The sequence below is a fragment of the Streptomyces sp. NBC_00029 genome (assembly GCF_045160505.1).
Classification (GTDB): Bacteria; Actinomycetota; Actinomycetes; order Streptomycetales; family Streptomycetaceae; genus Streptomyces.
The window spans coordinates 1,923,576-1,945,984 of the sequence record NZ_CP108292.1 but is presented as its reverse complement, the minus strand read 5'-3'; the positions used below and the strand labels follow the sequence as shown (position 1 = coordinate 1,945,984).

At 72.5% G+C, this 22,409-nt stretch carries 20 protein-coding genes and 1 pseudogene; 7 read left to right on the top strand and 14 right to left on the bottom strand.

Going from position 1 to position 22,409, the window contains the following annotated elements; translation table 11 throughout:
* Positions 1-131 precede the first annotated feature (131 nt).
* The 3 genes from OG753_RS09405 to OG753_RS09395 all read right to left on the bottom strand — a co-directional run bounded on the left by OG753_RS09405 (position 132) and on the right by OG753_RS09395 (position 4,435).
* A complete protein-coding gene (locus tag OG753_RS09405; RefSeq protein ID WP_405788060.1) occupies positions 132-1,586 on the bottom strand; it encodes a GNAT family N-acetyltransferase in 1,455 nt (484 codons plus the stop codon).
* Positions 1,587-1,763: 177 nt separating this feature from the next.
* On the bottom strand, positions 1,764-3,332 hold the full coding sequence (locus OG753_RS09400) for an alkaline phosphatase D family protein (RefSeq protein WP_405788059.1): 1,569 nt from the start codon (positions 3,330-3,332) through the stop codon (positions 1,764-1,766).
* A gap of 251 nt (positions 3,333-3,583) precedes the next feature.
* Positions 3,584-4,435 carry an alpha/beta fold hydrolase gene (locus OG753_RS09395; protein WP_405788058.1) on the bottom strand — a complete coding sequence of 284 codons (852 nt, stop codon included), beginning with the start codon at positions 4,433-4,435 and terminating at the stop codon, positions 3,584-3,586.
* A gap of 288 nt (positions 4,436-4,723) precedes the next feature.
* Here OG753_RS09395 and OG753_RS09390 point away from each other — a divergent pair, with 288 nt between their 5' ends.
* Positions 4,724-5,494, top strand: a complete 771-nt coding sequence (locus OG753_RS09390; protein WP_327261354.1) for a GntR family transcriptional regulator — start codon at positions 4,724-4,726, stop codon at positions 5,492-5,494.
* A 57-nt stretch (positions 5,495-5,551) separates the two neighbouring features.
* Here the strand turns inward: OG753_RS09390 and OG753_RS09385 are convergent, their stop codons facing one another.
* The 3 genes from OG753_RS09385 to OG753_RS09375 form a co-directional block, all read right to left on the bottom strand.
* Complete coding sequence (locus OG753_RS09385; RefSeq protein WP_327261353.1) at positions 5,552-6,706, bottom strand: ROK family transcriptional regulator; 1,155 nt, start codon at positions 6,704-6,706, stop codon at positions 5,552-5,554.
* Between the two features lie 100 nt (positions 6,707-6,806).
* Positions 6,807-7,457 carry a response regulator transcription factor gene (locus tag OG753_RS09380; RefSeq protein WP_327261352.1) on the bottom strand — a complete coding sequence of 217 codons (651 nt, stop codon included), beginning with the start codon at positions 7,455-7,457 and terminating at the stop codon, positions 6,807-6,809.
* A 4-nt stretch (positions 7,458-7,461) separates the two neighbouring features.
* Entirely contained in the window at positions 7,462-8,634 is a 1,173-nt protein-coding gene (locus tag OG753_RS09375; protein ID WP_405788056.1) for a sensor histidine kinase, read from the bottom strand.
* 108 nt (positions 8,635-8,742) lie between these two features.
* Here OG753_RS09375 and OG753_RS09370 point away from each other — a divergent pair, with 108 nt between their 5' ends.
* The 3 genes from OG753_RS09370 to OG753_RS09360 are packed head-to-tail and all read left to right on the top strand — an operon-like array spanning position 8,743 to position 10,920.
* Entirely contained in the window at positions 8,743-9,654 is a 912-nt protein-coding gene (locus OG753_RS09370; RefSeq protein WP_405788055.1) for an ABC transporter ATP-binding protein, read from the top strand.
* Positions 9,655-9,692: 38 nt separating this feature from the next.
* Positions 9,693-10,442 (top strand): ABC transporter permease subunit, encoded by a 750-nt coding sequence (locus OG753_RS09365; protein ID WP_405788054.1) that lies wholly within the window; start codon positions 9,693-9,695, stop codon positions 10,440-10,442.
* Positions 10,443-10,482: 40 nt separating this feature from the next.
* Positions 10,483-10,920, top strand: coding sequence for a hypothetical protein (locus tag OG753_RS09360; RefSeq protein ID WP_327261348.1), 438 nt, complete (start codon positions 10,483-10,485; stop codon positions 10,918-10,920).
* Between the two features lie 341 nt (positions 10,921-11,261).
* Here OG753_RS09360 and mug read toward each other — a convergent pair whose 3' ends face one another.
* The 5 genes from mug to OG753_RS09335 form a co-directional block, all read right to left on the bottom strand.
* Entirely contained in the window at positions 11,262-11,816 is a 555-nt protein-coding gene (gene mug / locus OG753_RS09355) for a G/U mismatch-specific DNA glycosylase (protein WP_405792586.1), read from the bottom strand.
* The gene (gene purB / locus OG753_RS09350; protein ID WP_327261345.1) at positions 11,813-13,246 is read right to left on the bottom strand and encodes an adenylosuccinate lyase; all 1,434 of its coding nucleotides are present in this window, start codon (positions 13,244-13,246) and stop codon (positions 11,813-11,815) included. Before purB ends, mug begins: the two co-directional genes overlap by 4 nt.
* Before the next feature lie 118 nt (positions 13,247-13,364).
* The gene (locus tag OG753_RS09345; RefSeq protein ID WP_401689038.1) at positions 13,365-14,144 is read right to left on the bottom strand and encodes an SGNH/GDSL hydrolase family protein; all 780 of its coding nucleotides are present in this window, start codon (positions 14,142-14,144) and stop codon (positions 13,365-13,367) included.
* A 106-nt stretch (positions 14,145-14,250) separates the two neighbouring features.
* Positions 14,251-15,276 (bottom strand): hemolysin family protein, encoded by a 1,026-nt coding sequence (locus tag OG753_RS09340; RefSeq protein WP_327261343.1) that lies wholly within the window; start codon positions 15,274-15,276, stop codon positions 14,251-14,253.
* Positions 15,273-16,607 carry a hemolysin family protein gene (locus OG753_RS09335; protein ID WP_327261342.1) on the bottom strand — a complete coding sequence of 445 codons (1,335 nt, stop codon included), beginning with the start codon at positions 16,605-16,607 and terminating at the stop codon, positions 15,273-15,275. The genes OG753_RS09340 and OG753_RS09335 overlap by 4 nt, the downstream gene beginning before the upstream one ends.
* A gap of 207 nt (positions 16,608-16,814) precedes the next feature.
* Between OG753_RS09335 and OG753_RS09330 the strand changes: the two genes are divergently transcribed.
* Both OG753_RS09330 and OG753_RS09325 read left to right on the top strand, forming a co-directional pair.
* On the top strand, positions 16,815-17,237 hold the full coding sequence (locus tag OG753_RS09330) for a GNAT family N-acetyltransferase (protein WP_327261341.1): 423 nt from the start codon (positions 16,815-16,817) through the stop codon (positions 17,235-17,237).
* A 142-nt stretch (positions 17,238-17,379) separates the two neighbouring features.
* Positions 17,380-17,649 (top strand): annotated as a pseudogene (locus OG753_RS09325) (helix-turn-helix transcriptional regulator); the annotation flags it as partial.
* 54 nt (positions 17,650-17,703) lie between these two features.
* On the opposite strand, the gene bioD reads toward OG753_RS09325, so the two are convergent.
* From bioD to bioB, 3 genes are read right to left on the bottom strand one after another with little or no spacing between them, the layout of a single operon-like run.
* Positions 17,704-18,468: a dethiobiotin synthase gene (gene bioD, locus OG753_RS09320; RefSeq protein ID WP_327261340.1), complete on the bottom strand. Its 765-nt coding sequence runs from the start codon at positions 18,466-18,468 to the stop codon at positions 17,704-17,706.
* A 1-nt stretch (position 18,469) separates the two neighbouring features.
* The gene (locus OG753_RS09315) at positions 18,470-19,792 is read right to left on the bottom strand and encodes an adenosylmethionine--8-amino-7-oxononanoate transaminase (RefSeq protein ID WP_405788052.1); all 1,323 of its coding nucleotides are present in this window, start codon (positions 19,790-19,792) and stop codon (positions 18,470-18,472) included.
* Positions 19,785-21,032 carry a biotin synthase BioB gene (gene bioB / locus OG753_RS09310; protein WP_405788051.1) on the bottom strand — a complete coding sequence of 416 codons (1,248 nt, stop codon included), beginning with the start codon at positions 21,030-21,032 and terminating at the stop codon, positions 19,785-19,787. Before bioB ends, OG753_RS09315 begins: the two co-directional genes overlap by 8 nt.
* Positions 21,033-21,189: 157 nt before the next feature.
* On the opposite strand from bioB, the gene OG753_RS09305 reads away from it, so the two are divergent.
* Positions 21,190-22,371, top strand: a complete 1,182-nt coding sequence (locus OG753_RS09305; RefSeq protein ID WP_405788049.1) for an 8-amino-7-oxononanoate synthase — start codon at positions 21,190-21,192, stop codon at positions 22,369-22,371.
* The last annotated feature ends 38 nt before the right edge of the window (positions 22,372-22,409 follow it).

Genomic DNA, 22,409 nt, shown 5'->3' with positions numbered 1-22,409 from the left:
CGCGGTCCCGGGAGCCATTGGACGGTGGTGGGGCGCTCGCAGTTTGGCCGGATCCCGTCGGCTCCCGTCGGCTCCCGTCGGATCCCGCCGGAGCCGGGTACCCGTGGAGGGTCCCGGTCCGGACGGATCGTTCAGCGCCGGCCCTGCGGAGCCGGCTGCTCGTGGGGGAGCTCGCGGGGCAGCTCGTAGGCGAGCCTGGAGGCGACCGGGGTCGCGTCCAGCCGAGCCGTGATCACCAGGGTGCCTTCCTCGATCTGGTAGTCGAGGGGGAGGCCGAGGCCGCGCATCGCGGCGACCATGCCGGTGTTGGAGGACTGGGTGACGGCGTACACGCTGTCGCAGCCGGCCTCGACGGCCATCGCGAGGAGCCGGCGCAGCAGTTCGGAGCCGACGCCGCGGCGCTGCCAGTCGTCCTCGATGAGCAGCGCGATCTCGGTCTCGTCGCCGTCCCACAGGAGGTGGCCGAGGGCGACGAGCTTTCCGGAGGCGGTGGTCGCGGCGAGGGTGCGGCCGAAGCGGGGGCTCAGCAGGTGGCCGAGGTAGCGGTCGGCGTCGGAGACCGGGCCGTGGTAGCGCAGCGACAGGGTGCGGTCCGAGCAGCGGTCGTGCATGGCACGGGCCGCGGCCAGGTCGGAGCCGTCGGCACGGCGCACGGTGATCTCGTTGCCCTCGGGCAGGGTCAGCACGTCCTGGCTGCGCGGGACGCGGGGGCCGAGCCGCGCGTCGAGCTCGACGAGGGCGCGGGCCCGGGCGAACTCGGTCGGCGTGAAGGGGAGGTAGGGCCGCTCCACGGTGATGGCGCCGCCGGAGGGATCGCGCAGCCGCATGACCGTGGCCTCCAGGACGCCCTCGACGGGGGCGTCCGCACCGGCGTTGGGGCGGCCGGAGAGGGTGGTCGCCGGGATCGAGTGGATGGTGCAGCGGCCGAGCAGCTGGCGCAGTGCGAGCGGCAGCTCGGCGGCGTCCAGGGCGGTGCGGGTGGCCAGGCCCAGGACCCGCGTCGGGGTGTCGACCAGGTCGTGCGCGTCGGCGCGCTCGATCCAGGTGCTGTGGCCGCCGGCGCGCGAGACGGCCCGGGTGAGGTCGGCGGAGGGGAGCTCCTGCGGGGCGCGCAGCAGGAACTCGTCGACCGTGCCCCCCTCCGGGAGCGGGTGGGTCTGGAGGGTCAGGATGTCGACGCTGTTACGGGCGAAGGCGGTGCAGAGGGCTGCCAGGGAACCGGGCTCGTCCCGGACGGTCGTGCGCATGCGCCACAGCGCGGTGCTGCTTTCGGTCGTGGTGGCGCCGGTGGTGCCGGAGGGTGTGGTGGCGGGCGGGAGCTGCTCCGGATCGGTGGGCGCCTTGCTCCGGGGCGGCGGTGCATGGCTGTGCCGCCGGGCCCACCAGGTGTGAAAAGCCGCCGTCACCAGGAGTGTGACGGCCGAGGCGACGAGCAGGATCGGGCCCCTCGGGCCGTGCACGACGAGATTGGCGATGGCGTCGGCGACCGCGACGGCGCAGAACAGTGCGGCGAGTTCGACGACGTCGCGGCGCCAGTGGTGGTGACGGTGGGGACGCTGGGCGGAGGTGAGGTCACGGTCAGTCATGCACACCACTGTGGCGCAGGGGTGTTGCGTGATCACGAACGATCTGTGACCGACTGGTTAAGTGTCCATCTGGCCGATTTCATCCAGTTTTCCGGGATGCTCGGAGTCGGGCCCTCGGTCCGTCGAGTCCTCGGTCCCTCGGGCCTTCAGGGCTTGGTGGCTTCCGAGATTCGGGGCCTACTGGCCCACGCGCCCGGGCTGGAGCGTCCGGGTGAAGAGTACGTCTCCTCCCTGGCGGCGCAACCGGACCGTCAGCTCCCCGCTGTCGCCGTCGATGTCGACCTCGCCGTAGTAGGGGGGATTCTCGGACGGTGACATGTTGGAGAACGGAGCCGACTGTACGTACGCGGTCTCCGGGCCGAAGGTGGCGTCGAGCCGCCCGGCCGGGAAGCCGCCGGCGCCGATCGGGCCGGACACGAACTCCCAGAACGGCGCGAAGTCCGTGAAGGCGGCCCGCTCGGGCGCGTAGTGGTTCGCGGCGGTGTAGTGCACGTCCGCCGTGACCCAGACGGTGCCCGTGATGCGCTGGTGCTTGATGTGCCGCAGGAGTTCGGCGATCTGGAGCTCGCGGCCCAGAGGGGCGCCCGGGTCGCCCTGGGCGACCGCCTCGAAGTTCGCGGCCCCGTCGGGGACGACGATGCCCAGGGGCATGTCGGCGGCGATGACCTTCCAGGTGGCGCGGGAACGGGAGAGCTCGCGCTTGACCCAGCCCAGCTGCTCGGGGCCGAGGATGCCGACGGGGTCGTCGGTCTGCGTGCCGGGGGAGTTGGCGTTGCGGTAGGTGCGCATGTCGAGGACGAAGACGTCGAGCAGCGGGCCGTACCGCATCACCCGGTACATCCGGCCCTCGGCGCGGCCGCCGCGCAGGTCGGTGACGGGGAAGTACTCACCGAAGGCGCGGCGGGCGCGGGAGGCGAGGACGTCGGCCTCCTTGACGGTGTAGCGGGGGTCGTCGATCAGCTGGCCGGGGTACCAGTTGTTGCGCACCTCGTGGTCGTCCCACTGGGCGAGGACCGGGACCTGGGCGTTGAATCCGAGCAGATTACGATCGAGCAGGTTGTAGCGGAAGTTCCCGCGGAACTCGGCGAGCGTCTCGGCGACCTTCGCCTTCTCCTCGGTGGTGACGTTGCGCCAGAGGCTGCCGTCGCGCAGCGGGGCGGAGGCCTTGATCGGCCCGTCGGCGTAGATGGTGTCCCCGCTGAAGAGGAAGAAGTCGGGGTTGCGCAGCCGCATCTCCTCGAAGACGCGGTAGCCGCCGAGATCGGGATTGATGCCCCAGCCCTGGCCCGCCAGGTCGCCGGACCACAGGAAGCGGACGTCGTGGCGGCGGGAGACGGGGGTGGTGCGGAAGGTGCCGTGGACCGGCGCGGAGCTGCGGCGGGGGTCGTCGGGGTCGGTCAGGACGACCCGGTAGTGGATCTGCCGGCCGGGCGGCAGGTCGCGCAGGACGGTGGTTCCGGTGAAATCGCTCGACGGGCCGAGCAGCGGGCCGTGGTGGCGGCGTACGGCGTAGCGGAACGCCTCGCTCGGGGAGGTCTCGACGTACATCCGCGCCAGGCGGTCGCTGCGGGTCCACACCGTGGCCGAGTGGGCGGTGATCTCGCCGGACTGGACGCCCCAGAGCGCGTTCGGCCGGCCGGAGCGGGCGAAGGCGGGGACGGTGAGCGCGGGAGAGGCGATCAGCGCGGAGGACAGCGCGAGGGAACCGCCGATGAGGGACCGTCGGGTGTGCGGGATCGATGCCATCGGGTACGTCTCCTGGGGCCGGCGAGGACGGGTCGGACCAGCGTGCCGTCGCACACCGGCCCGGCCGCGTCGCCCACGCGAACCGCGGATGAACAGCCGTCAGCCGCTCATTTCGTTCACCTGTTCAGTCGTCGGCCGGCCGGCCGGCCGGCCGGTCAGTCGGTTGGTCGGTTGGTCGGTCAGTCGGTTGGTCGGTCAGTCGGTTGGTCGGTTGGTCGGTCGGTCGGTCGGTCGGTAAGACGGCCGGTCGGTCAGGCGGCTGCGAGCCGCGTGCTGCGGGCCGTGTCCAGCACCACCCGGGAGACGAGCGCCGGATCGTCGTTCATCGGGACGTGGCCGCAGCCCGGGAGCCGGACGAGCCGGGCGCCGGGGAGGGTGTGCTTGGCCCGGATGCCCTGGCGGCGCAGCAGCAGCCGGTCGCGGGTGCCCCAGGCGATGGTGACCGGCAGGCCGGGTACGTCATCGGTGAACCGTACGGAACCGCCCGCGGCCAGCGTGTCCTCGAAGCCCGTGGCATCGCGCAGGGCGAGGGTCTCGGCGACCACGGCCTCGGCCGGACGGCGCGACGGGCGGGCGTAGATGGTGCCGGTGAGCGCGGCGCGGCCGGCGGCGGTGCGCGAGAGCCGCCGGACGGCGGGGACGGGCAGCGCCTTGGCGCCGGCCCGCATCGCGAGGAGCGCGGCAAAGGCGTAGCGGCGTTCGCCCTCGGTCCAGAACCCGGCGGGGGAGAGAGCGGTGATCGAACGGACGAGGTTGCTCCGGCCCATTTCGAGGGCGAGCAGACCGCCGAGCGAATTGCCCGCGACGTGCGGGCGTTCGACACCGAGGGCGGCGCAGAGCGCCCCGAGGGCCGGGGCGACGGTCCCCAGGGAGTAAGGAACACCCTTGGGCAGGGGCTCCGAGGCGCCGAAGCCGGGCAGGTCGACGGCGATCACGTCGTGCTCGGCGGCCAGGATGTCGATCACCGGGTGCCAGGCCTGGAGGTGGTGGCCGATGCCGTGCAGAAGAAGAAGGGGTTCGCCGGCGCCCTTGCGTTCGTAGGCGACGGTGGTGGTGCGGGGGCCGAGCGGCGAATCGATCGTGAAGGAGACCGTGGCGGTCATGCTGCTCCTCGTCGGTTGGACGCGTGCGAGACAGGCTGTCAGTAGTGCCTACCGCCATGATTACCGTCCGGTAGCCCTTGACTACAAGCCTTCCGGGCCCACGAGAACATCCCGTGAACGGCTTGATACGTATGCCCGTTCTGCCCGGCAAAGGTACGAGCATTGGTCTTGACCAAGGGGGTGCGCCGTCCTATCGTCGCAGGGATAGTGCAGGAACCTTTAATAAACAAAGGCGCGGAACTGCCGCTGGAACACACGGCGAGTGCGGCGATGGCAGGAGGAGTCAGGGTGGGGACCACGCAGCTCGAAACGGCGCCGGAGCCGAAGTACTGGCACCTCAAGACCGTCCTCAGCGAGGCGCTCGACCAGGACTTCGCCGTCGGCGAGGTGCTGCCCAACGAGCGTGAGCTGGCCGCCCGTTTCGGCGTCGCCCGCGCGACCCTGCGTCAGGCGCTGGAGCAGCTGGAGCTCGAAGGCCGGCTGCAGCGCCGCCGCGGGGTGGGCACCACCGTCGCCCCGCCGCGCGTCGGCGTCGCCGTCGGCAGCGCCCAGCACAGCTGGCCCGGCGAGAGCGTCGACGGATGGGAGCCGGTCGACGCGGCCGAGACCCTGCCGACGCCCGCGGTACTGAAGCTCCTCGGCACCGGCGGCGCTTTCGCCGCCGACCAGCCGGTGCACACGGTGCGCCGGACCAGGGTCACCCACGGCCAGGCCGTCGCCGCCGAGCTCCTCTACGTCCCGGCCGCCTCGGTGCCGGGACTGCCCGCCATCGAGGCCCCGGCCGGACCGGCCCGCGCCCGCGCCGTCCTGCGCGAACTGCAGCGACTGGTCCTCGACGGTCAGGACCGCTCGGTGGAGCTCGGCTCCGCCCGCGCCGACGACGCCAAGGAACTGGACCGGCTGCCCGGAGCACCGGTGCTCCTGGTCACCACGCGCTACTTCACCACCGCCGGCACCGCGGCGGTCTCGGTGGCCACTTACCGCGCGGACACCTGCCGCCTCACCTTCGGCGACTCGGGCAACGTCGAGATCACCCACGAGCCGCGCGTCGCCTCCTGACGTCGCGCGACGGCCCGGCCCCATACCGTGGGGCCGGGCCGTCGCGCGTCATACGCGTCAGGGGCGGGCGGTGACCGTCTTCTCCACCGCGAAGAGCTCCTCCTCGACGTGGTCCAGCGCGAGCCGGAGGGCGCCGGTCGCCACCGCGGCCTCGCCGAGCATGGACTGAGCGACCCGCGGCGGGCGCAGGCAGTAGCGCTCCAGCTCATGGCGCAGGGGTTCCAGGACCCCGTCCAGGCCTGCGGCCCAGCCGCCGACGACCACCAGCTCCGGATCCATCGCCAGGACCAGCGCCGCCACGTCGTGCACCAGGCGCTGCAGGAACCGCTCCACGGCGGCCACCGCCCGCTCGTCACCGCGCTTGGCCATGGCGAAGACCTCGGCGACGGCCGGCTCGTCCAGCGGATGCAGTGGCTCACCGGTGGTCGACAGCAACCGCTCGGGCGTGACCTCACGGCCCAGCAGGTGCAGGGCGCCGATCTCGCCGGCGGCGCCGCCGAAGCCCCGGTGCAGCCGGCCACCGATCAGTGAGCCGGCGCCGGGGCTGAGACCCGCCATCACGAACACCATGTCGCCGGTGTCCCGTGCCGCACCCTTCCAGTGCTCGGCGACCGCCGCCGCATTGGCGTCGTTCTCCACCTGGACCGGGCAGCGGAACGAGCGCCGCAGCCGTTCCCCGAGTGGCAGACCGGTCCAGCCGGGCAGCGCGGTGCCGAGGCGGACCGTACCGTCCGCCTCGACGATCCCGGGGCTGCCGACCCCGACCGCCCGCAGCGAGTCCCGCGGCACTCCGGCACGGCGCAGCAGGTCGGCAACGGCCGCCCGTACCCGCTCCAGCCGCTCGTCGGCGGACGCCGTTTCCGCGACGTCCTTGGTGCCGGCGCCGATGACGCGGCCGTCCAGCCCGGACAGCAGCACCGCGATCCGGTGCGAGCCGATCTCGATACCGAGCAGATGGCCCGCCTCGGTGCGGAAGCGGAACCGCCTGGCCGGGCGTCCCTGCCGTCGCGCGCCCTCCTCGGCATCCGCCTCGACGACGAGCCCGGTCCCGATCAGTCCCTCCACGACACCCTCGACGGTCGGCCGGGAGAGCCCCGTCAGCCGGGTGAGGTCGGTGAGGGTCGGCGAACCGGCCGACCGCAGTGCGCGCAGCACCACGGCGGAATTGATCCGTCGGAGCAGAGAAGGATCCCCGCCGGTCAGCTGCCCCAACGTGTGTCCTCCCAGCTAGCGAGCTTGTCAGCCGGATCGTACTGCCCACCCGCCATGTCGGCGAGAAGCAGCCCCCCATCGGCCGGAAGCAACCCTTCCCTCAGGCGGGGGACACGAACCCCGACTCGTACGCGGTGATCACCGCCTGTGTCCGGTCCCGCGCCCCCAGCTTCCCCAGGATCGCGCTGACGTGGGACTTGACCGTCTCCGTGCCGATGATCAGCTCTGCGGCGATTTCCACGTTCGTGAGCCCCCGCGCCATCAGCCGCAGGACCGCCTCCTCCCGCTCGGTCAGGGCGGCCCGCTCCAGCACCGCCCGGGCCTGCCGGTTCCCGTACTCCGCCGCCAGCGCCCGCACGGCCGCCGGGAAGAGCAGCGTCTCGCCCTCCGCCACCAGCCGGACCGCGTGCACGATTTCCGAAGGCCGGGCCCGCTTCAGCAGGAAGCCGTCGGCTCCCGCCCGCAGCGCCTGGTAGACGTACTCGTCGTTCTCGAACGTGGTCACCACGAGGATCTTCGGCGGGGAATCCACCGTCCGCAGCACCGCCCGGGTGGCCTCGATCCCGTCGAGGAGCGGCATCCGCACGTCCATCGCCACCACGTCCGGCCGCAATTGGCGGACGAGCGGGATCACGGAGGCGCCGTCGGCCGCCTCACCCACCACTTCGATGTCGGGCTGGGCGTCCAGGACGGCGCGCAGACCCGCGCGCACCAGGGGTTCGTCGTCGACGAGCAGTACGGTAACCGGCATCCGGTCAGCGTATTCGCTCCAGCGGCAGCCGGGCGCGCACCCTCCAACCCCCTTCGTACAGACCGGTTTCGGCCTTCCCGCCCAGCAGCGCGGCCCGCTCCCGGATCCCGCGCAGCCCGCTGCCGCTGCCCAGCAGGACGCCGGGGCGTTCCGGCAGCGGGTTCGTCACCTCCAGGTCGAGGCGGCCGGCGGTCATCTCCACCCGCACGCGCACCGGCACGGGTCCGCAATGCCGCAGCACGTTGGTCAGCGCCTCCTGCAGGATCCGGTACCCCTCCCGGGTGACCGGACCCGGCAGATTCGCCAGCTCTCCCGTCAGTTGCGCGTCCACGGCGGAGCCGGAGGCCCGTGCGGACTCCAGGAGCCGGTCGGCCTCCACCAGCGTCGGCCACTGCGACGGCGGCTGCCCCGACTCCCGCAGCACCCCCAGCACCCGTTCCAGATCCTCCAGAGCGGCCCGGCCCGTCTCCTCGATCGCGCACAGTGCCCGCTCCGTGAAGGCGGCGTCACCCGCGGCGCGCGCCGCCCCCGCCTGCACCACGGCCACGGTGAGGGCATGCCCGATGGAGTCGTGCAGTTCCCGCGCGATGCGGGTGCGCTCCAGCAGCTGCTCGGTGCGTGCCTCCAGCGCGGTCAGTCGCTCGGCCGTGGACGGGCTGAGCAGGCGGGTGGCGGCCGCGGTGATCAACTCGCCGAGCAGTGACACGATGACGATGAGCAGGACCAGCGGTACGGGCACGAGCAGCGCGGCGGCCCAGCGCCCGGGCACGAACGGCAGGAAGTCGTTGCCCACGGGATGCCCGAGCGCGATCGCGACGAGTTCCACCGCGATCGTCGGCAGCCAGACGGTGGCGCCGACCGCACCGACCGCGACGACCATCCGCGTCTCCAGCCACAGCACGGTCCGCCAGCGGTCCCCCCAGTGGGCCGACGGAGCCAGGCTTATCGCGCTGTCGGCGGAGTCCCGGTCGTACGGCGTGAGCAGGAACTGCGCCTGGAGCCCCTCGGCCAGCCGCACCCAGGGCACCAGCCCGAAGGGCAGGACGAGCAGCATGGGCCCCCACGGCCACTCGGGGACGATGAACATCCATATGGCCAGCAGCAGCAGAGGCACGCACAGGTGCAACCAGCGTGAGTAGGTCACTGGTTGGAAGGGAGCCCGCAACAGTCGGTACATGACTCCATGGTCTCAGCGGCCCGCTCACGGCCGTCTCCCCCACGTGGGGGAGACGGCACCCTCGCATGGGGGAGGGAGGGGGGTGGGGCCGGCGGCGAGTCTTGAGCCATGAACAGCATCGAGATCCGAGAACTCACCAAGCAGTACGGCACCCACCGTGCGGTGGACGGCCTCACCTTCGATGTCCTGCCCGGGCGGGTCACCGGATTCCTCGGCCCCAACGGCGCGGGGAAGTCCACCACGATGCGCCTGCTCCTGGGCCTGGACCGGCCCACGTCCGGAAGCGCCACCATCGGAGGCCGGCGCTATCTGGACCTGCAGGACCCCCTGCACCGCGTCGGCGCCCTCCTGGACGCCCAGGCGGCCCACGGCGGGCGCACCGCCCTTGACCACCTCCGCTTGCTCGCCGCGGCCGGCCGGATCCCGCCGAGCCGGGTGGTTCAGGTCCTGGAGCAGGCCGGCATAGCCTCCGTCGCCAAGCGGCGGATCAAGTCCTTCTCACTCGGCATGCGTCAGCGCCTCGGTATCGCCGCCGCGCTGCTGGGCGACCCCGGAGTGCTCCTGCTGGACGAGCCCACCAACGGCCTCGACCCCGAGGGCATCATCTGGATCCGCGAGCTGATGCGCTCTCTCGCCGCCGAAGGACGAGCCGTCCTGGTGTCCAGCCACCTGATGTCGGAGACCTCGGCGCTGGCCGACCACTTGGTCGTCCTCGGCAACGGCAAGCTGCTGGCCGACACCTCGATGGAGGAGTTCATCGACGCGCGCAGCACCCCGAAGGTACGACTGCGGACCTCCGATCCGATCCGGCTGCGGGCCACCCTGGCCCGGGACGGCCTGGCGCTGGAGACCGAGGGCGACGGGCGATGGACCGTCGAGGGCGTACAGGCCGAGCAGCTCGGCGCTCTGGCCGCCCGCGAGGGGATCCCGCTGCTGGAACTCTCCGACGAGCGGGCCTCGCTGGAACAGGCCTACCTGGACCTCACTGCCGACCACGCGCAGTTCACCGCAACCCACTGACCGTCTTGTCCGCTCTCGCACCTTCAGGAGGCTCCGCCATGAGCGCCGCTCTGCTCACAACCCCCGTACTGCACTCGGAATGGATCAAGATCCGGTCCCTCCGGGGCACCTTCTGGTCGCTGATATCCATCCTCGTCGCCACCGTGGGCATCCAGACGCTGACGGCCGCGGCGCTGGGCCAGGCCGAGGAGGGCAGCATGGGGGACGATCCGCTCCTGGCCGCTTTCTACGGAATCAACTTCGGTCAGATAGCGGCCATTGCCTTCGGCGCGACCGCCTTCTCCGCCGAATTCCACGACGGAGCCCTGCGCACCAGCCTCACCGCTGTGCCCGACCGCACGCGGTTCTACCTGTCGAAGATCTCGATGCTGGGCGCACTCGCCCTGGGCGTCGGCCAGTTCGCCGGGCTGCTGACCTTCGTGGTGGGCCAGGCGTTCATGGGGCGAGGGGCACTCGAGCTGGGTGACCCCGGCACCCTGCGGGCCGTCGTCGGCTGCGGCCTCTACCTGACGCTCATGACGCTGTTCGCGGCCGGGCTGACGGCGGTGCTGCGCAGCGGGGTGGCCGTCCTGAGCATCCTCATACCCTTCGTCGTGATGGTGTCCTTCATCGTCGGCTCGGCGGCGAGCGGGGTGGGACAGTTCATGCCGGACCGGGCCGGGCAGGCGATGATGCGCAGTCAGCACTACGGCGACCTCGGCCCTTGGGCCGGGCTGGGTGTGCTCGCGCTCTGGGCGGCAGCGGCGGTGCTGGGCGGGTGGCTGGCGGTGCGGCGCCGGGACGCGTGACGTCGGGCCAGTTGTCAGTGGCCCTCGGGATACTGACGGCATGACCACGGCAGAGCACCTCGAGACGATCGACCGGCTCCGGGCGAAGGACTTCCCGCCCGAGCCGGTCCGGACCGGAGGAAACAGCAGCGGCCCGGCTTTCCACCTGGTCCAGCTCGCCCGGACGCGGGACTTCTGGGACGACGACGGTTCCGGCCGGATCGAGTCGGCGGACCAGATCGGTGCCGAGTACGGAGCGCTCGCCCAGGCAGCGACCGACCGGTGGGGGGAGGCGCAGGTCTTCGGTCTGGGAACGCTGATGGACCGCGGGCTCGCCGGCGAGGAGATACCGCAGCCGTGGGGCGAGATGGGCAACAGCACCGACCACGTGCACCTGTGGCGGGTCGGCGCCCACTGGCTGGTGGTCTACGTGGCGCAGTGGGACTGCGACGACCCGTACCGACTGATGGCGGGGGTCACGGTCGTCGACCCGCCCTGAGTCGTTGCCTCGCGGCGAGAACCTGGCGCCCCCGACACCTCCAGCTCGTTCCGCTGCTCGAAGCCGTTCCGTCGGGATCGGCATCCGCCGCTGGGTCGTGGAGCGCGCATTCGCCCACCTGCACCGGTCCCGATGCCTTGAGGATCTGGTGGGAGACCCGCGACGGTATGCACGGCGCTTTCCTCGAGCTCGCCAGCTGCACCATCTGCCGGCGGCGCCGGATGAAACTCGTGCCTCAGCCGTCGCTGTTCAAGCTGAAGCCGCGGTCCTGAATCCGCATCAGGTAGCGACATCCCTGCGGTTCCCGGGCATCCGCGAGGCGAGGTGATGAGGTCATTCCGTCAGGAGCTCTGAGCCTCGTCGGCTTCGGCGGTCGTGCGCAGGCGGGCGTATTCCTGGGCCATCGACTCGGCGGTCCAGTGGGCATTGAGACCGCTCGGGTTGGGGAGGGCCCAGATGCGGGTGGAGCCGATCGTCCGCTCCTGGGGTCCGATCTTCGCCTTCCGCTCGCCGAAGGCGGTGCGGTAGGCCGTGACGCCGACCACCGCGAGCCACTGGGGGCGCAGCAGTTCCACCTTGGCCGTCAGGATGCGGCCGCCCTCGCGGAACTCCTCGGCGCTCAGCTCGTCGGCGCGGGCCGTCGCCCTGGCCACGACGTTGGTGATGCCGAGGCGGTAGGTCAGCAGCTCTTCCTGCTCGGCGGGGGCCAGCCGGCGGGGGGTGAAACCCGAGAGGTGCAGGACGGGCCAGAACCGGTTGCCGGGGCGGGCGAAATGGTGACCCGTCGCGGCGGAGAGGAGTCCGGGGTTGATCCCGCAGAAGAGCACACGCAGACCGCCCGTGACCACGTCCGGAAGGACGCGGTCACGGGCGGCGTTCAGCTCGTCGGGAGTCAGAGGATCGACCCCGGCGCGTACCCGGCGGCCTCCGGGTGCTGCTTGGCGATCGCCTCGATGCGGGAGACCACCACCGCGACCTGGTCGCCGGCGGCGCCGGTGAAGGACAGCTTGTCGGCCATCAGGGCGTCGAGCTGGGCCCGGTCCAGCGGCATCCGGTCATCGGCGGCCAGCTTGTCCAGCAGCTCGTTGCGCTCGGCGCCCTGCTCGCGCATGGCGAGTGCGGAGGCGACCGCGTGCTCCTTGATGACCTCGTGGGCGGCCTCGCGGCCCACGCCGGCCCGCACCGCGCCCATCAGGACCTTGGTGGTCGCGAGGAACGGCAGGTAGCGGTCCAGCTCACGGGCGACGACCGCCGGGAAGGCGCCGAACTCGTCGAGGACCGTCAGGAAGGTCTCCAGCAGGCCGTCGAAGGCGAAGAAGGCGTCCGGCAGAGCCACGCGGCGGACCACGGAGCAGGAGACGTCACCCTCGTTCCACTGGTCGCCGGCCAGCTCGCCGGTCATCGAGGCGTAGCCGCGCAGGATGACCATGAGGCCGTTCACGCGCTCGCAGGAGCGGGTGTTCATCTTGTGCGGCATGGCGGAGGAGCCGACCTGGCCGGGCTTGAAGCCCTCCGTCACCAGCTCGTGGCCCGCCATCAGGCGGATCGTCTTGGCGATCGACGACGGGGCGGCGGCCAGCTGCACCAGCGCGGTGACCACGTCGTAGTCGAGCGAGCGCGGGTAGACCTGGCCGACGGAGGTGAAGGCCTGCGCGAAGCCGAGGTGCGCGGCGATGCGCTGCTCCAGGTCGGCCAGCTTGGCGGCGTCGCCACCGAGCAGGTCGAGCATGTCCTGGGCGGTGCCGACGGGGCCCTTGATGCCGCGCAGCGGGTAGCGGCCCAGCAGGTCCTCGAGGCGGTCGTAGGCCACGAGCAGCTCGTCGGCCGCGGTGGCGAAGCGCTTGCCCAGGGTGGTCGCCTGCGCGGCCACGTTGTGCGAGCGGCCGGCCATGACCAGCTCGGCGTGCTCGCCGGCCAGCTTGCCGAGGCGGGCGAGGACGGCGACCGTGCGGTCCCGGGCGAGCTCCAGCGAGAGCCGGATCTGCAGCTGCTCGACGTTCTCGGTCAGGTCGCGGGAGGTCATGCCCTTGTGGACGTGCTCGTGACCGGCGAGGGCGTTGAACTCCTCGATGCGGGCCTTCACGTCGTGCCGGGTGACCTTCTCGCGCTCGGCGATGGAGGCCAGGTCGACGGTCTCGAGGACGCGCTCGTAGTCGGCGAGGGCCGCGTCGGGGACCTCGATACCGAGGTCCTTCTGGGCGCGCAGCACGGCGAGCCACAGCCGCCGCTCCAGCGTCACCTTGTATTCGGGGGACCACAGGACGGCGAGCTCCGCGGAGGCGTAGCGGCCGGCCAGGACATTGGGGATGCGGGGCTTGGCAGTCACGTGGAGGGATTCTACTTGGGCCACCGCTGTGTGTTTACGCAGGTAGGGCCACCACATTGAATTGTGGCTTGCTACGAGGAGGGGCCGGCCCGTCCGGCAGGACGGTGCCAGGACACCCCTAGAGCGACGGGTCCCCGTACGGCAGCAGCTCGGGGCGCTTGGCCGGACGGCCGTCGCCGGAGGAGCGGCCCGTCAGGCGGCGGCCGATCCAGGGGAGCAGGTGCTGCCGGGCGAAGCTCAGGTCCTGGGACCGGCGTACGGTCCAGCCGGGAGGAGCGGCGACCGGCAGTTCGGTGCGCCAGTCCAGCTCGGCGGGCAGGCCCAGGGCCTGCCAGACGGCCTCCGCCACCCGCTGGTGGCCCTCGGCGGTCAGGTGCAGCCGGTCGACGTCCCACATCCGCTGGTCGGCGAGCACGGAAGCCCCGTACAGGTCCACCACCACGGCGCCGTGCCGGGCGGCGAGCTCCTCGATGATGACGAAGAGCTCCTCCATGCGCGGCCGGAAGCGTTCCATCACCGGCCCGTTGCGCCCGGGGGAGCGCATCAGGACGAGGCGCTTGCAGGAGGGGGCGAGGAGCTCCACGGCCGATTCCAGGTGCTCGCGGACCCGGCCCATGTCCACCTTGGGTCGCAGGGCGTCGTTCAGCCCGCCCACCAGGGTCACCACGTCGGCGCCCATGGCCGCCGCAACCGGGACCTGGTCCTCGGCGATCTGGCCGATCAGCTTCCCGCGGACCGCGAGGTTCGCGTAGCGGAAGCCCGGCTCCCGTGCCGCGAGGCGGGCGGCCAGCAGGTCGGCCCAGCCGCGGTAGGAGCCGTCCGGAAGCAGGTCGGACATTCCCTCGGTGAAGGAGTCGCCGACCGCGACGAAACTGGTGTAAGAGGCATTCATCTCCATGGCGGAGTGATGTTACCGCGCGGTACCCCGGCCCCGCAGGGCCGGGGACCGCATGTCACGTCCCGCCGGAGGGCGCGGAGGGCGCGGAGTGCACGGATCGCACGGTTCACATGGCCGCGGGCCTGCCGAACAGCTCCCGCAGCACGTCCTCCATCGTCACCAGGCCGGTCATGGCGCCCTCCGCCCCGAGGACCGCCGCCAGGTGCGTACGGCTGCGCCGCATGGCGGTCAGCACGTCGTCCAGCGGGGTCTCCGCGCGCACCTGCGCGATCGGCCGCAGCGCCGACACCGGGAACGGCCGGTCCCGGGCCTCGTCGTCCGCGTCCAGGGTGTCCTTCACGTGCAGGTAGCCCAGGATCTTGTGCTGCGCGTCGACCACCGGGAACCGGGAGTACCCCGAGTCGGCCGACAGCCGCTCCAGCCCGGCCGGGGTGATGCCCTCCCGGGCCGTGACCACCCGGTCCGCCGAAAGCACCACGTCGGTCACGGGCCGCCGGCCCAGCTCCAGGGCGTCGTGCAGACGCTCGCTCGCCCGGTCGTCGAGGAGCCCCGCATCACTGGAGTCCTTGACCATCCGGGCCAGCTCGTCGTCCGAGAAGGTCGCGGCGACCTCGTCCTTGACCTCGACGCGCAGCAGACGCAGCAGGGCGTTGGCGAAGGCGTTGATCGCGAAGATCACCGGGCGCAGCCCCCGTGTGAGGGTCACCAGCGGCGGCCCCAGCAGCAGAGCGGTGCGCACGGGCTCGGCCAGCGCCACGTTCTTCGGCACCATCTCGCCGAAGAGCATGTGCAGGTACGTCGCCAGCGCCAGCGCCACCACGAAGGAGATCGCGTGGGTCACCCCGGCCGGTACCCCGACGAGGTCGAACAACGGCGTCAGCAGATGCGCGATGGCCGGCTCGGCCACCACGCCCAGCACCAGGGTGCACAGCGTGATGCCCAGCTGGGCCGCCGCCATCAGCGCCGACACGTGTTCCAGGCCCCATAGGACGGCGCGGCCGCGCCGGTCGCCCTGCTCGGCATACGGCTCGATCTGGCTGCGCCGGACCGAGATCAGCGCGAACTCCGCGCCGACGAAGAAGGCGTTGACGACCAGGGTCGCCAGGCCGATCAACAGCTGGATGACCGTCATCGGGCCTCCTCCGTTCCCTGAACGGGCTCGGCCGGGGCGTGCAGCAGCACGCGCGAGGCCCGGCGCCCGACGGCGTCCACCACGTCGAGGCGCCAGCCGTCCAGTTCCATGCGGTCGCCGACCTCCGGGATCCGGCCCAGTTCGGTCGCTATCAGGCCGGCCAGGGTCTCGTACGGACCGTCCGGCACGCGCAGGCCGATCCGCCGGAGCTGGTCGGTACGCGCCGAGCCGTCGGCGGAGTAGAGCAGGCGGCCGGACTCGTCCGTACCGGCCGGGGCGAGGTCCGGGGTCTCGTGCGGGTCGTGCTCGTCGCGGACCTCGCCGACGACCTCCTCGACGATGTCCTCCAGCGTGGCCACTCCGGCCGTGCCGCCGTACTCGTCGATGACCACGGCCATCGTCTGCTTGCCGGACAGCCGGTCCAGCAGCCGGTCGACGGTGAGCGACTCCGGTACGAGGAGGGGCTCGCGCAGCAGCTGCGACACGGGCCGGCGGCGGCGCTCGGCGGCCGGCAGGGCCAGTACGTCCTTGATGTGGACGGTGCCGACGACGGTGTCGAGGCTGCCCCGGTAGACCGGGAAGCGGGACAGGCCGGTGGCCAGCGTCGCGTTCGCCACGTCCTCGGCGGTGGTCTGCACGTCGAGTGCGGTGACCTGGACGCGCGGGGTCATCACGTTCTCCGCGGTCAGGTCGGCGAGGTTCAGGGTCCGGACGAACAGCTCGGCCGTGTCCTTCTCCAGCGCGCCCGCCTTCGCGGAGTGACGCGCGAGGGCGACCAGCTCCTGCGGGGTGCGGGCGGACGCCAGCTCCTCGGCGGGTTCCATGCCGAAGCGGCGCACCATGTGGTTCGCGGTGGTGTTGAGGTGGCTGATCAGCGGCTTGAAGGCCCGGCTGAAGACCCGCTGCGCGGTCGCCACGCGCTTGGCGATCGCCAGAGGTGAGGAGATCGCCCAGTTCTTGGGCACGAGCTCGCCGACCACCATCAGGACGATCGTCGACAGAACGGTGCCGAGGATCAGGGCTGCGGAGGACGCCGTGGCGGCCGACAGGCCCATGGCCTCGAAGGGGCCCTGCAGCAGGGCGGAGATCGACGGCTTGGAGATCATGCCGATGACCAGGCCGGTGACGGTGATGCCGAGCTGGGCTCCGGAGAGCTGGAACGTCAGCGTGCGGACGGCGGCCAGGGCGCTGTCGGCGCCGCGCTCGCCGCGCTCGACGGCTCGTTCGAGTTCGCTGCGCTCGACGGTCGTCAGCGAGAACTCAGCCGCGACGAAGACTCCACAGACGAGACAGAGCAGCAGCGCCACGAGGAGCAGGAGCACTTCGGTCATCGGTCGATCACCTCCGTCCCATGATCGGCCAGGAGGAGGGGGACCGCGCGATGTCGCGAACGGGTATGTCGTGGACTGGGAGGCTCGCCCATGGGCGGACGCTCACACCTTTCACTCAAGAGGGACCTTTCACCACATGGTAAAGGACGAGCAAAGAGAGCGGATCATTCTTTTGGCGGAGCGCGGCCCGGATGATGGGATCCGGACATGACTGATCTTCATATCGGCCCCGCGTCGGCCGCCGACCTCGGCGCTGTCCTGGACTTCTGGAAGTCCGCCGCGGAGGGAACGAGTATCAGCGACGATCTCGCCGGGGTCGAGCGTCTCCACGAACGCGACCCGCAGGCGCTGCTGCTCGCCCGGCGCGAGGGGGAACTCGTCGGGACGGTGATTGCCGGGTTCGACGGGTGGCGCTGTCACCTCTACAGGCTCGCCGTGCACCCCGGGCACCGGAGGCAGGGGATCGGGGCCGCCCTGCTGGCCGCCGCCGAGGAGCGGTTCGCGGCGCTGGGCGGGCGGCGCGCGGACGCGATGGTGCTGGACCGCAACGAGCGGGCGCACCGGGTGTGGGACGCGACGGGCTACCGGCCGCAGGAGCAGTGGACGCGCTGGGTCAAGCCGCTGGGCTGAGCGCGCGCCGTCGGAATCCTGCCGGGCTCGGAGCCCGGCAGGATCGATCGGCACAAGCGATCGGCACAAGCGATGCGGTCGGCCTGCTCGGCGGGGCGCCGACGGCCACGGCCGCGGGACACCCGGAGCGGGCCGGGGCACTGTGCGACGGTGTACGCCGCCTCGCCACGGCGGGAGGGGCCGCCGGCCGACCGGGCTGTCGGACCTGGTCCGTCCCCCGGCGCCGGAGCCGTCCGCGGGTGCCGAAGCGCCCGATCCGGTGCTGGCCTCGCTCACCGCGCGGGAACGCGAGGTCGCGGCCCCGGTGAGCGCGGGCCCGACCACACCGGCCATCGCGGCCCGGCTCTGGATCAGCCCGCGCACGGTCGAATCCCACCTGGGCCGCATCCACCGGAAGACCGGTGCCGCACGGGCCGCGTCGGCGGTGCTCCGGAGCCGCTCCACCCGACGATGCGGGACCCGCGCCTCACACGCCGACGGGGCCCGGGTGTGGGGCGGGCGGGACGAAGGCCGCCGGGCGCCAGGCGGACAGGAAGGAATCCGCCGACCAGGTGCCCGACAGGGCCGGGGCCAGCCAGGACGCGGCCGATGCGCGGAAACGCTCCGGCGCGAGGTTCCCCGAGCCCTCCGGGACCGCGCCCAGCAGCGGCAGTCCCGAGGAGTCCGGGAGGTCCGCCAGATTGCAGCGGGCCGCCAGGTCCGGGCTCTGCGGCCAGCTGCCCACCACCACGCCCAGCGCGGTCAGTTCACGGGCCCGCAGAGCCTCCGCCGTGAGCGTCGTGGAGTTGAGCGTGCCCAGGCCCGCCGGGGCGACGATCAGCGTCGGCGCCCCGAGCAGGCGGGCCGCGTCGGCCAGCGTGTTGCCCGCCTCGTCGAAGCGGACGAGCAGTCCGCCCGCTCCCTCCACCAGGACCAGGTCATGGTCCTGCGACAGCCGGTCCGCGGCCTCCGCGATCTGCGCCGGGGCGAGCGTCGCCAGCCCCGAGCGGCGGGCCGCCGTGTCCGGGGCCAGGGGCTCCGGGTAGCGGGCCAGTTCCACCGCCGTGACGGAGGGACCGGCCAGCCGGACCGCCTCCGCCGCGTCCCCCGGCTCCTGCGGGCCGACCCCCGTCTGCGCCGGCTTGAGCACCGCCACCGAGCGGCCGGCCGCCACCGCGGCGGCCGCGATCGCCGACGTGACCACCGTCTTGCCGATCTCGGTGCCCGTCCCGGACACCATCACTACGGACATCTCAGCCTTCCCGCGCCGCCGCGCACACCGCACGGCAGATACGTGCCACGTCCTCGTCGCCGGTCACGAACGGCGGCATCACATAGATCAGGTCGCGGAACGGGCGCACCCACACGCCCTCGCGCACCGCCGCCCGGGTGGCCGCCACCACGTCGGTCTCGTGGTCGAGCTGGACCACGCCGATGGCGCCCAGGACGCGTACGTCCTTCACACCGGGGATGTCCGACGCCGCAGCCAGGCCCTCGCGCAGCCCCGCCTCGATCCGCTTGACCTCGGTCGCCCAGTCCTGGCCGAGCAGCAGCTCGACGGAGGCCAGGGCCACGGCCGTGGCCAGCGGGTTGCCCATGAAGGTCGGCCCGTGCGCCAGCACGGGGACCTCGCCCTGGGAGATGCCGTTCGCCACCCGCTCGGTGCACAGGGTCGCCGCCAGCGTGAGGTAACCACCGGTCAGCGACTTGCCCAGGCACATCACGTCAGGGGTGATCCCCGCGTGGTCGGCCGCGAAGAGCGAGCCCGTACGGCCGAAGCCCGTGGCGATCTCGTCCAGGATCAGCAGGACCCCGTACTCGTCGCACAGCTCGCGCAGCACCCGCAGGTAGCCCGGGTGGTGGAAGCGCATGCCGCCCGCGCCCTGCACCACCGGCTCCACGATGACCGCGGCCAGTTCGTCCGCGTGCGCGGAGACCGTCGCACGCAGGTGGTCGGCGTACGCAGGGTCCACGGGCGTGTCGAAACCGGCGGGCGGCGCGTCCGCGAAGACCTGCCGCGGCAGGTGACCCTGCCACAGCTCGTGCATCCCGCCGTCGGGGTCGCAGACGGCCATCGGCTGCCAGGTGTCCCCGTGGTAGCCGCCGCGCCAGGTCAGCAGCCGGGTCTTGCCCGTCCGTCCCAGCGAACGCCAGTACTGCAGGCACATCTTGACCGCGACCTCGACGGAGACCGAGCCCGAGTCGGACAGGAAGACGTGCTCCAGCCCCGGCGGGGTGATCTCGACGAGCTTCGCGGCCAGCCGGACGGCGGGCTCATGGGTGAGCCCGCCGAACATCACGTGCGACATCAGACCCAGCTGCGCGGTGGCGGCCTCGTTGAGCACCGGGTGGTTGTACCCGTGGATCGCCGACCACCAGGAGGACATGCCGTCGACCAGCTCTTCGTGGCCGTGTCCCTGCGACGGGTCGGCGAGCCGCAGCCGCACCCCCGACGCGGAGGCGATGACCAGGGGCTCCTGCCGCCCGGGCATCGGGCCGTACGGGTGCCAGACGTGCTGCCGGTCCAGCGCGAGCAGTTCCGCGCCGGCCGTCGACGGTGTACGCCGGTCAGGCATTGGGGGCGACGTCCGTCCCCGCGCCACGTCGGCGGACCGCCACCAGCTCCGGCCGGACCTCTCCGGCCTCGGCCTGGACCGGTGCGGGCGCCTCGGCCGCCGGCGCGTGGCCGGAGCAGCCGCTGCACGCGGAGCCGCAGCCCGCCGCCGGGGCGTCGCCGGCCTCGCCCGAACCGCAGAGGGAGGCGCCGCCGTTCGAGCCGCAGCCCCCGCCGGCACTCGCGGCCGCCACGTCGGAGCGGTGCGCGGGAAGGGTCGACGTACCGGCACCCTCCACCTCGAAACCGGCGTCCGCGATCATGTCGAGGTCGGCCTGTCCGGCCTGGCCCTCACTGGTCAGGTAGTCGCCGAGGAAGATCGAGTTGACCACGTGCAGGGCCAGCGGCTGCATCGAGCGCAGGTGCACCTCGCGCCCGCCGGCGAGGCGGACCTCGACGTCGGGGCAGACGAAGCGCGCCATCGCCAGGATGCGCAGGCAGCGCTGCGGGGTGAGGTTCCACTCCTTGGCCAGCGGGGTGCCCTCGAAGGGGATCAGGAAGTTGACCGGCACCGAGTCCGCGTCCAGCTCGCGCAGCGAGAAGACGACGTCGACCAGGTCCTCGTCGCTCTCGCCCATGCCCGCGATCAGACCGGAGCAAGCGGACAGACCGGCGCCGTGCGCCTTCTGCACCGTGTCGACGCGGTCCGCGTAGGTGTGGGTCTTGGTGATCTGGCCGTACGTGGCCTCGGAGGTGTTGAGGTTGTGGTTGTAGGCGTCCGCGCCCGCGTCCCGCAGCCGCTCCGCCTGGCCGTCCGAGAGCAGGCCGAGGCACGCACAGACCTCGACGCCCTCGTTCTGCTCCTTGATCGCGGCGATGGTCTTGCCGACGCGGTCCACGTCCCGGTCCGTCGGCCCGCGGCCGCTCGCGACCAGACAGACCCGCTTCGCGCCGCCCGCGACACCGGCGGCGGCGGCCTGGGAGGCCTCCTCGGGCTTCAGCCACGTGTACTTGAGGATCCCGGCCGTCGACCCCAGGCGCTGGGAGCAGTAGGAGCAGTCCTCGGGGCACAGGCCCGACTTCAGGTTGACCAGGTAGTTCAGCTTGACCCGACGTCCGAACCACTGGCGGCGCACCTTGCCGGCCGCGGCCACCACGTCGAGCAGTTCGTCGTCAGAAGTCGCCAGTACGGCGAGTGCTTCTTCGCGGGTCGGCAGCTCGCGCCGCAGCCCCTTGTCCACCAGGGTGTTCAGCAGGTCCATGAACCCGATCCTGGACCACACCCCCGCTCCCGGCCAAGGAGAGATCGCACAACATGGCCGGATGGGTGTGTGTGTATCACCACACCTGGCGCAGCGGTGACGCGAGCTAGGGTCGGGGCAGGTCTGTGGACTGCCGACAAAACACGAGGACGTGCCGATGCCCGAGCTCACTCCCGACCCGCTGGACGTCTTCGCGTGGATCGACGACGCGGAGCGCGCGCGGGAGGAGGCCGGCCTCGTCCGCACGCTGCGCCCCCGGCCGTCGGCGTCGCCGCTGCTGGACCTCGCCAGCAACGACTACCTCGGCCTGTCCCGGCATCCCGAGACCGTCCGGGGGGCGCAGGAGGCCGCCGAGCGCTGGGGCGCCGGAGCCACCGGCTCGCGTCTGGTGACGGGTACGACCGAGCTCCACACCGAGCTGGAGCGGGAGCTCGCCGCCTTCTGCGGTTTCGAGGCCGCGCTCGTCCTGTCCTCCGGGTACGCGGCCAACCTCGCCGCCGTCACCGCGCTCAGCAGCCGGGGCACGCTGGTCGTCTCCGACGCCGGGAACCATGCCTCGATCGTCGACGGCTGCCGGCTCTCGCGCGCCGAGACGGCCGTGATCCCGCACGCCGACCCCGACACCGCGCGCAAGACGCTCGCCGCCCACGAGGGCCGGGCGCTGCTCGTCAGCGACTCGGTGTTCTCGGTCGACGGGGACGCCGCCCCGCTCGCCGGTTATGCCGCTGCCTGCCGGGAGGAAGGGGCGGCCCTGGTCGTCGACGACGCCCACGGGCTGGGTGTGCTGGGCGAGGGCGGCCGGGGCGCGCTGCAGGCCGCCGGGCTCGCGGGGGCGCCGTACGTGGTCGCCACCCTGACCCTCTCGAAGTCCCTGGGCAGCCAGGGCGGAGCCGTGCTCGGCCCGGCCCGGGTGATCAGGCACCTGATTAACACCGCGCGCACCTTCATCTTCGACACGGGCCTCGCCCCGGCCGCCGCGGGCGCGGCGCTGGCGAGCCTGCGCCTGCTCCGGCGGGAGCCGGAGCGGGCGGACCGTGCCCGCGAGGTGGCCGACCGGCTGTACGGGCGGCTCACCGCGTCCGGCCTGACCGCGGCCCGGCCGGACGCGGCCGTGGTGTCGGTACGGGCCCCGTCGGCGTCGGCGGCACTGCGCTGGGCCGCCGATTGCCGCGAGGCAGGTCTGTCCGTGGGGTGCTTCCGCCCGCCGTCGGTGCCGGACGGCATCTCCCGGCTGCGGCTGACCGCCCGGGCCGACCTCACGGGGGACGAGATCGATCGGGCGGTGGGGACGATCCTCGCGACCGCGCCCGCCGGAGCCACGGACGGCCAGGGCCGGTAGGCCGTATCGGCCGAAGTCCTGGGTTTCCGGCACGTCGT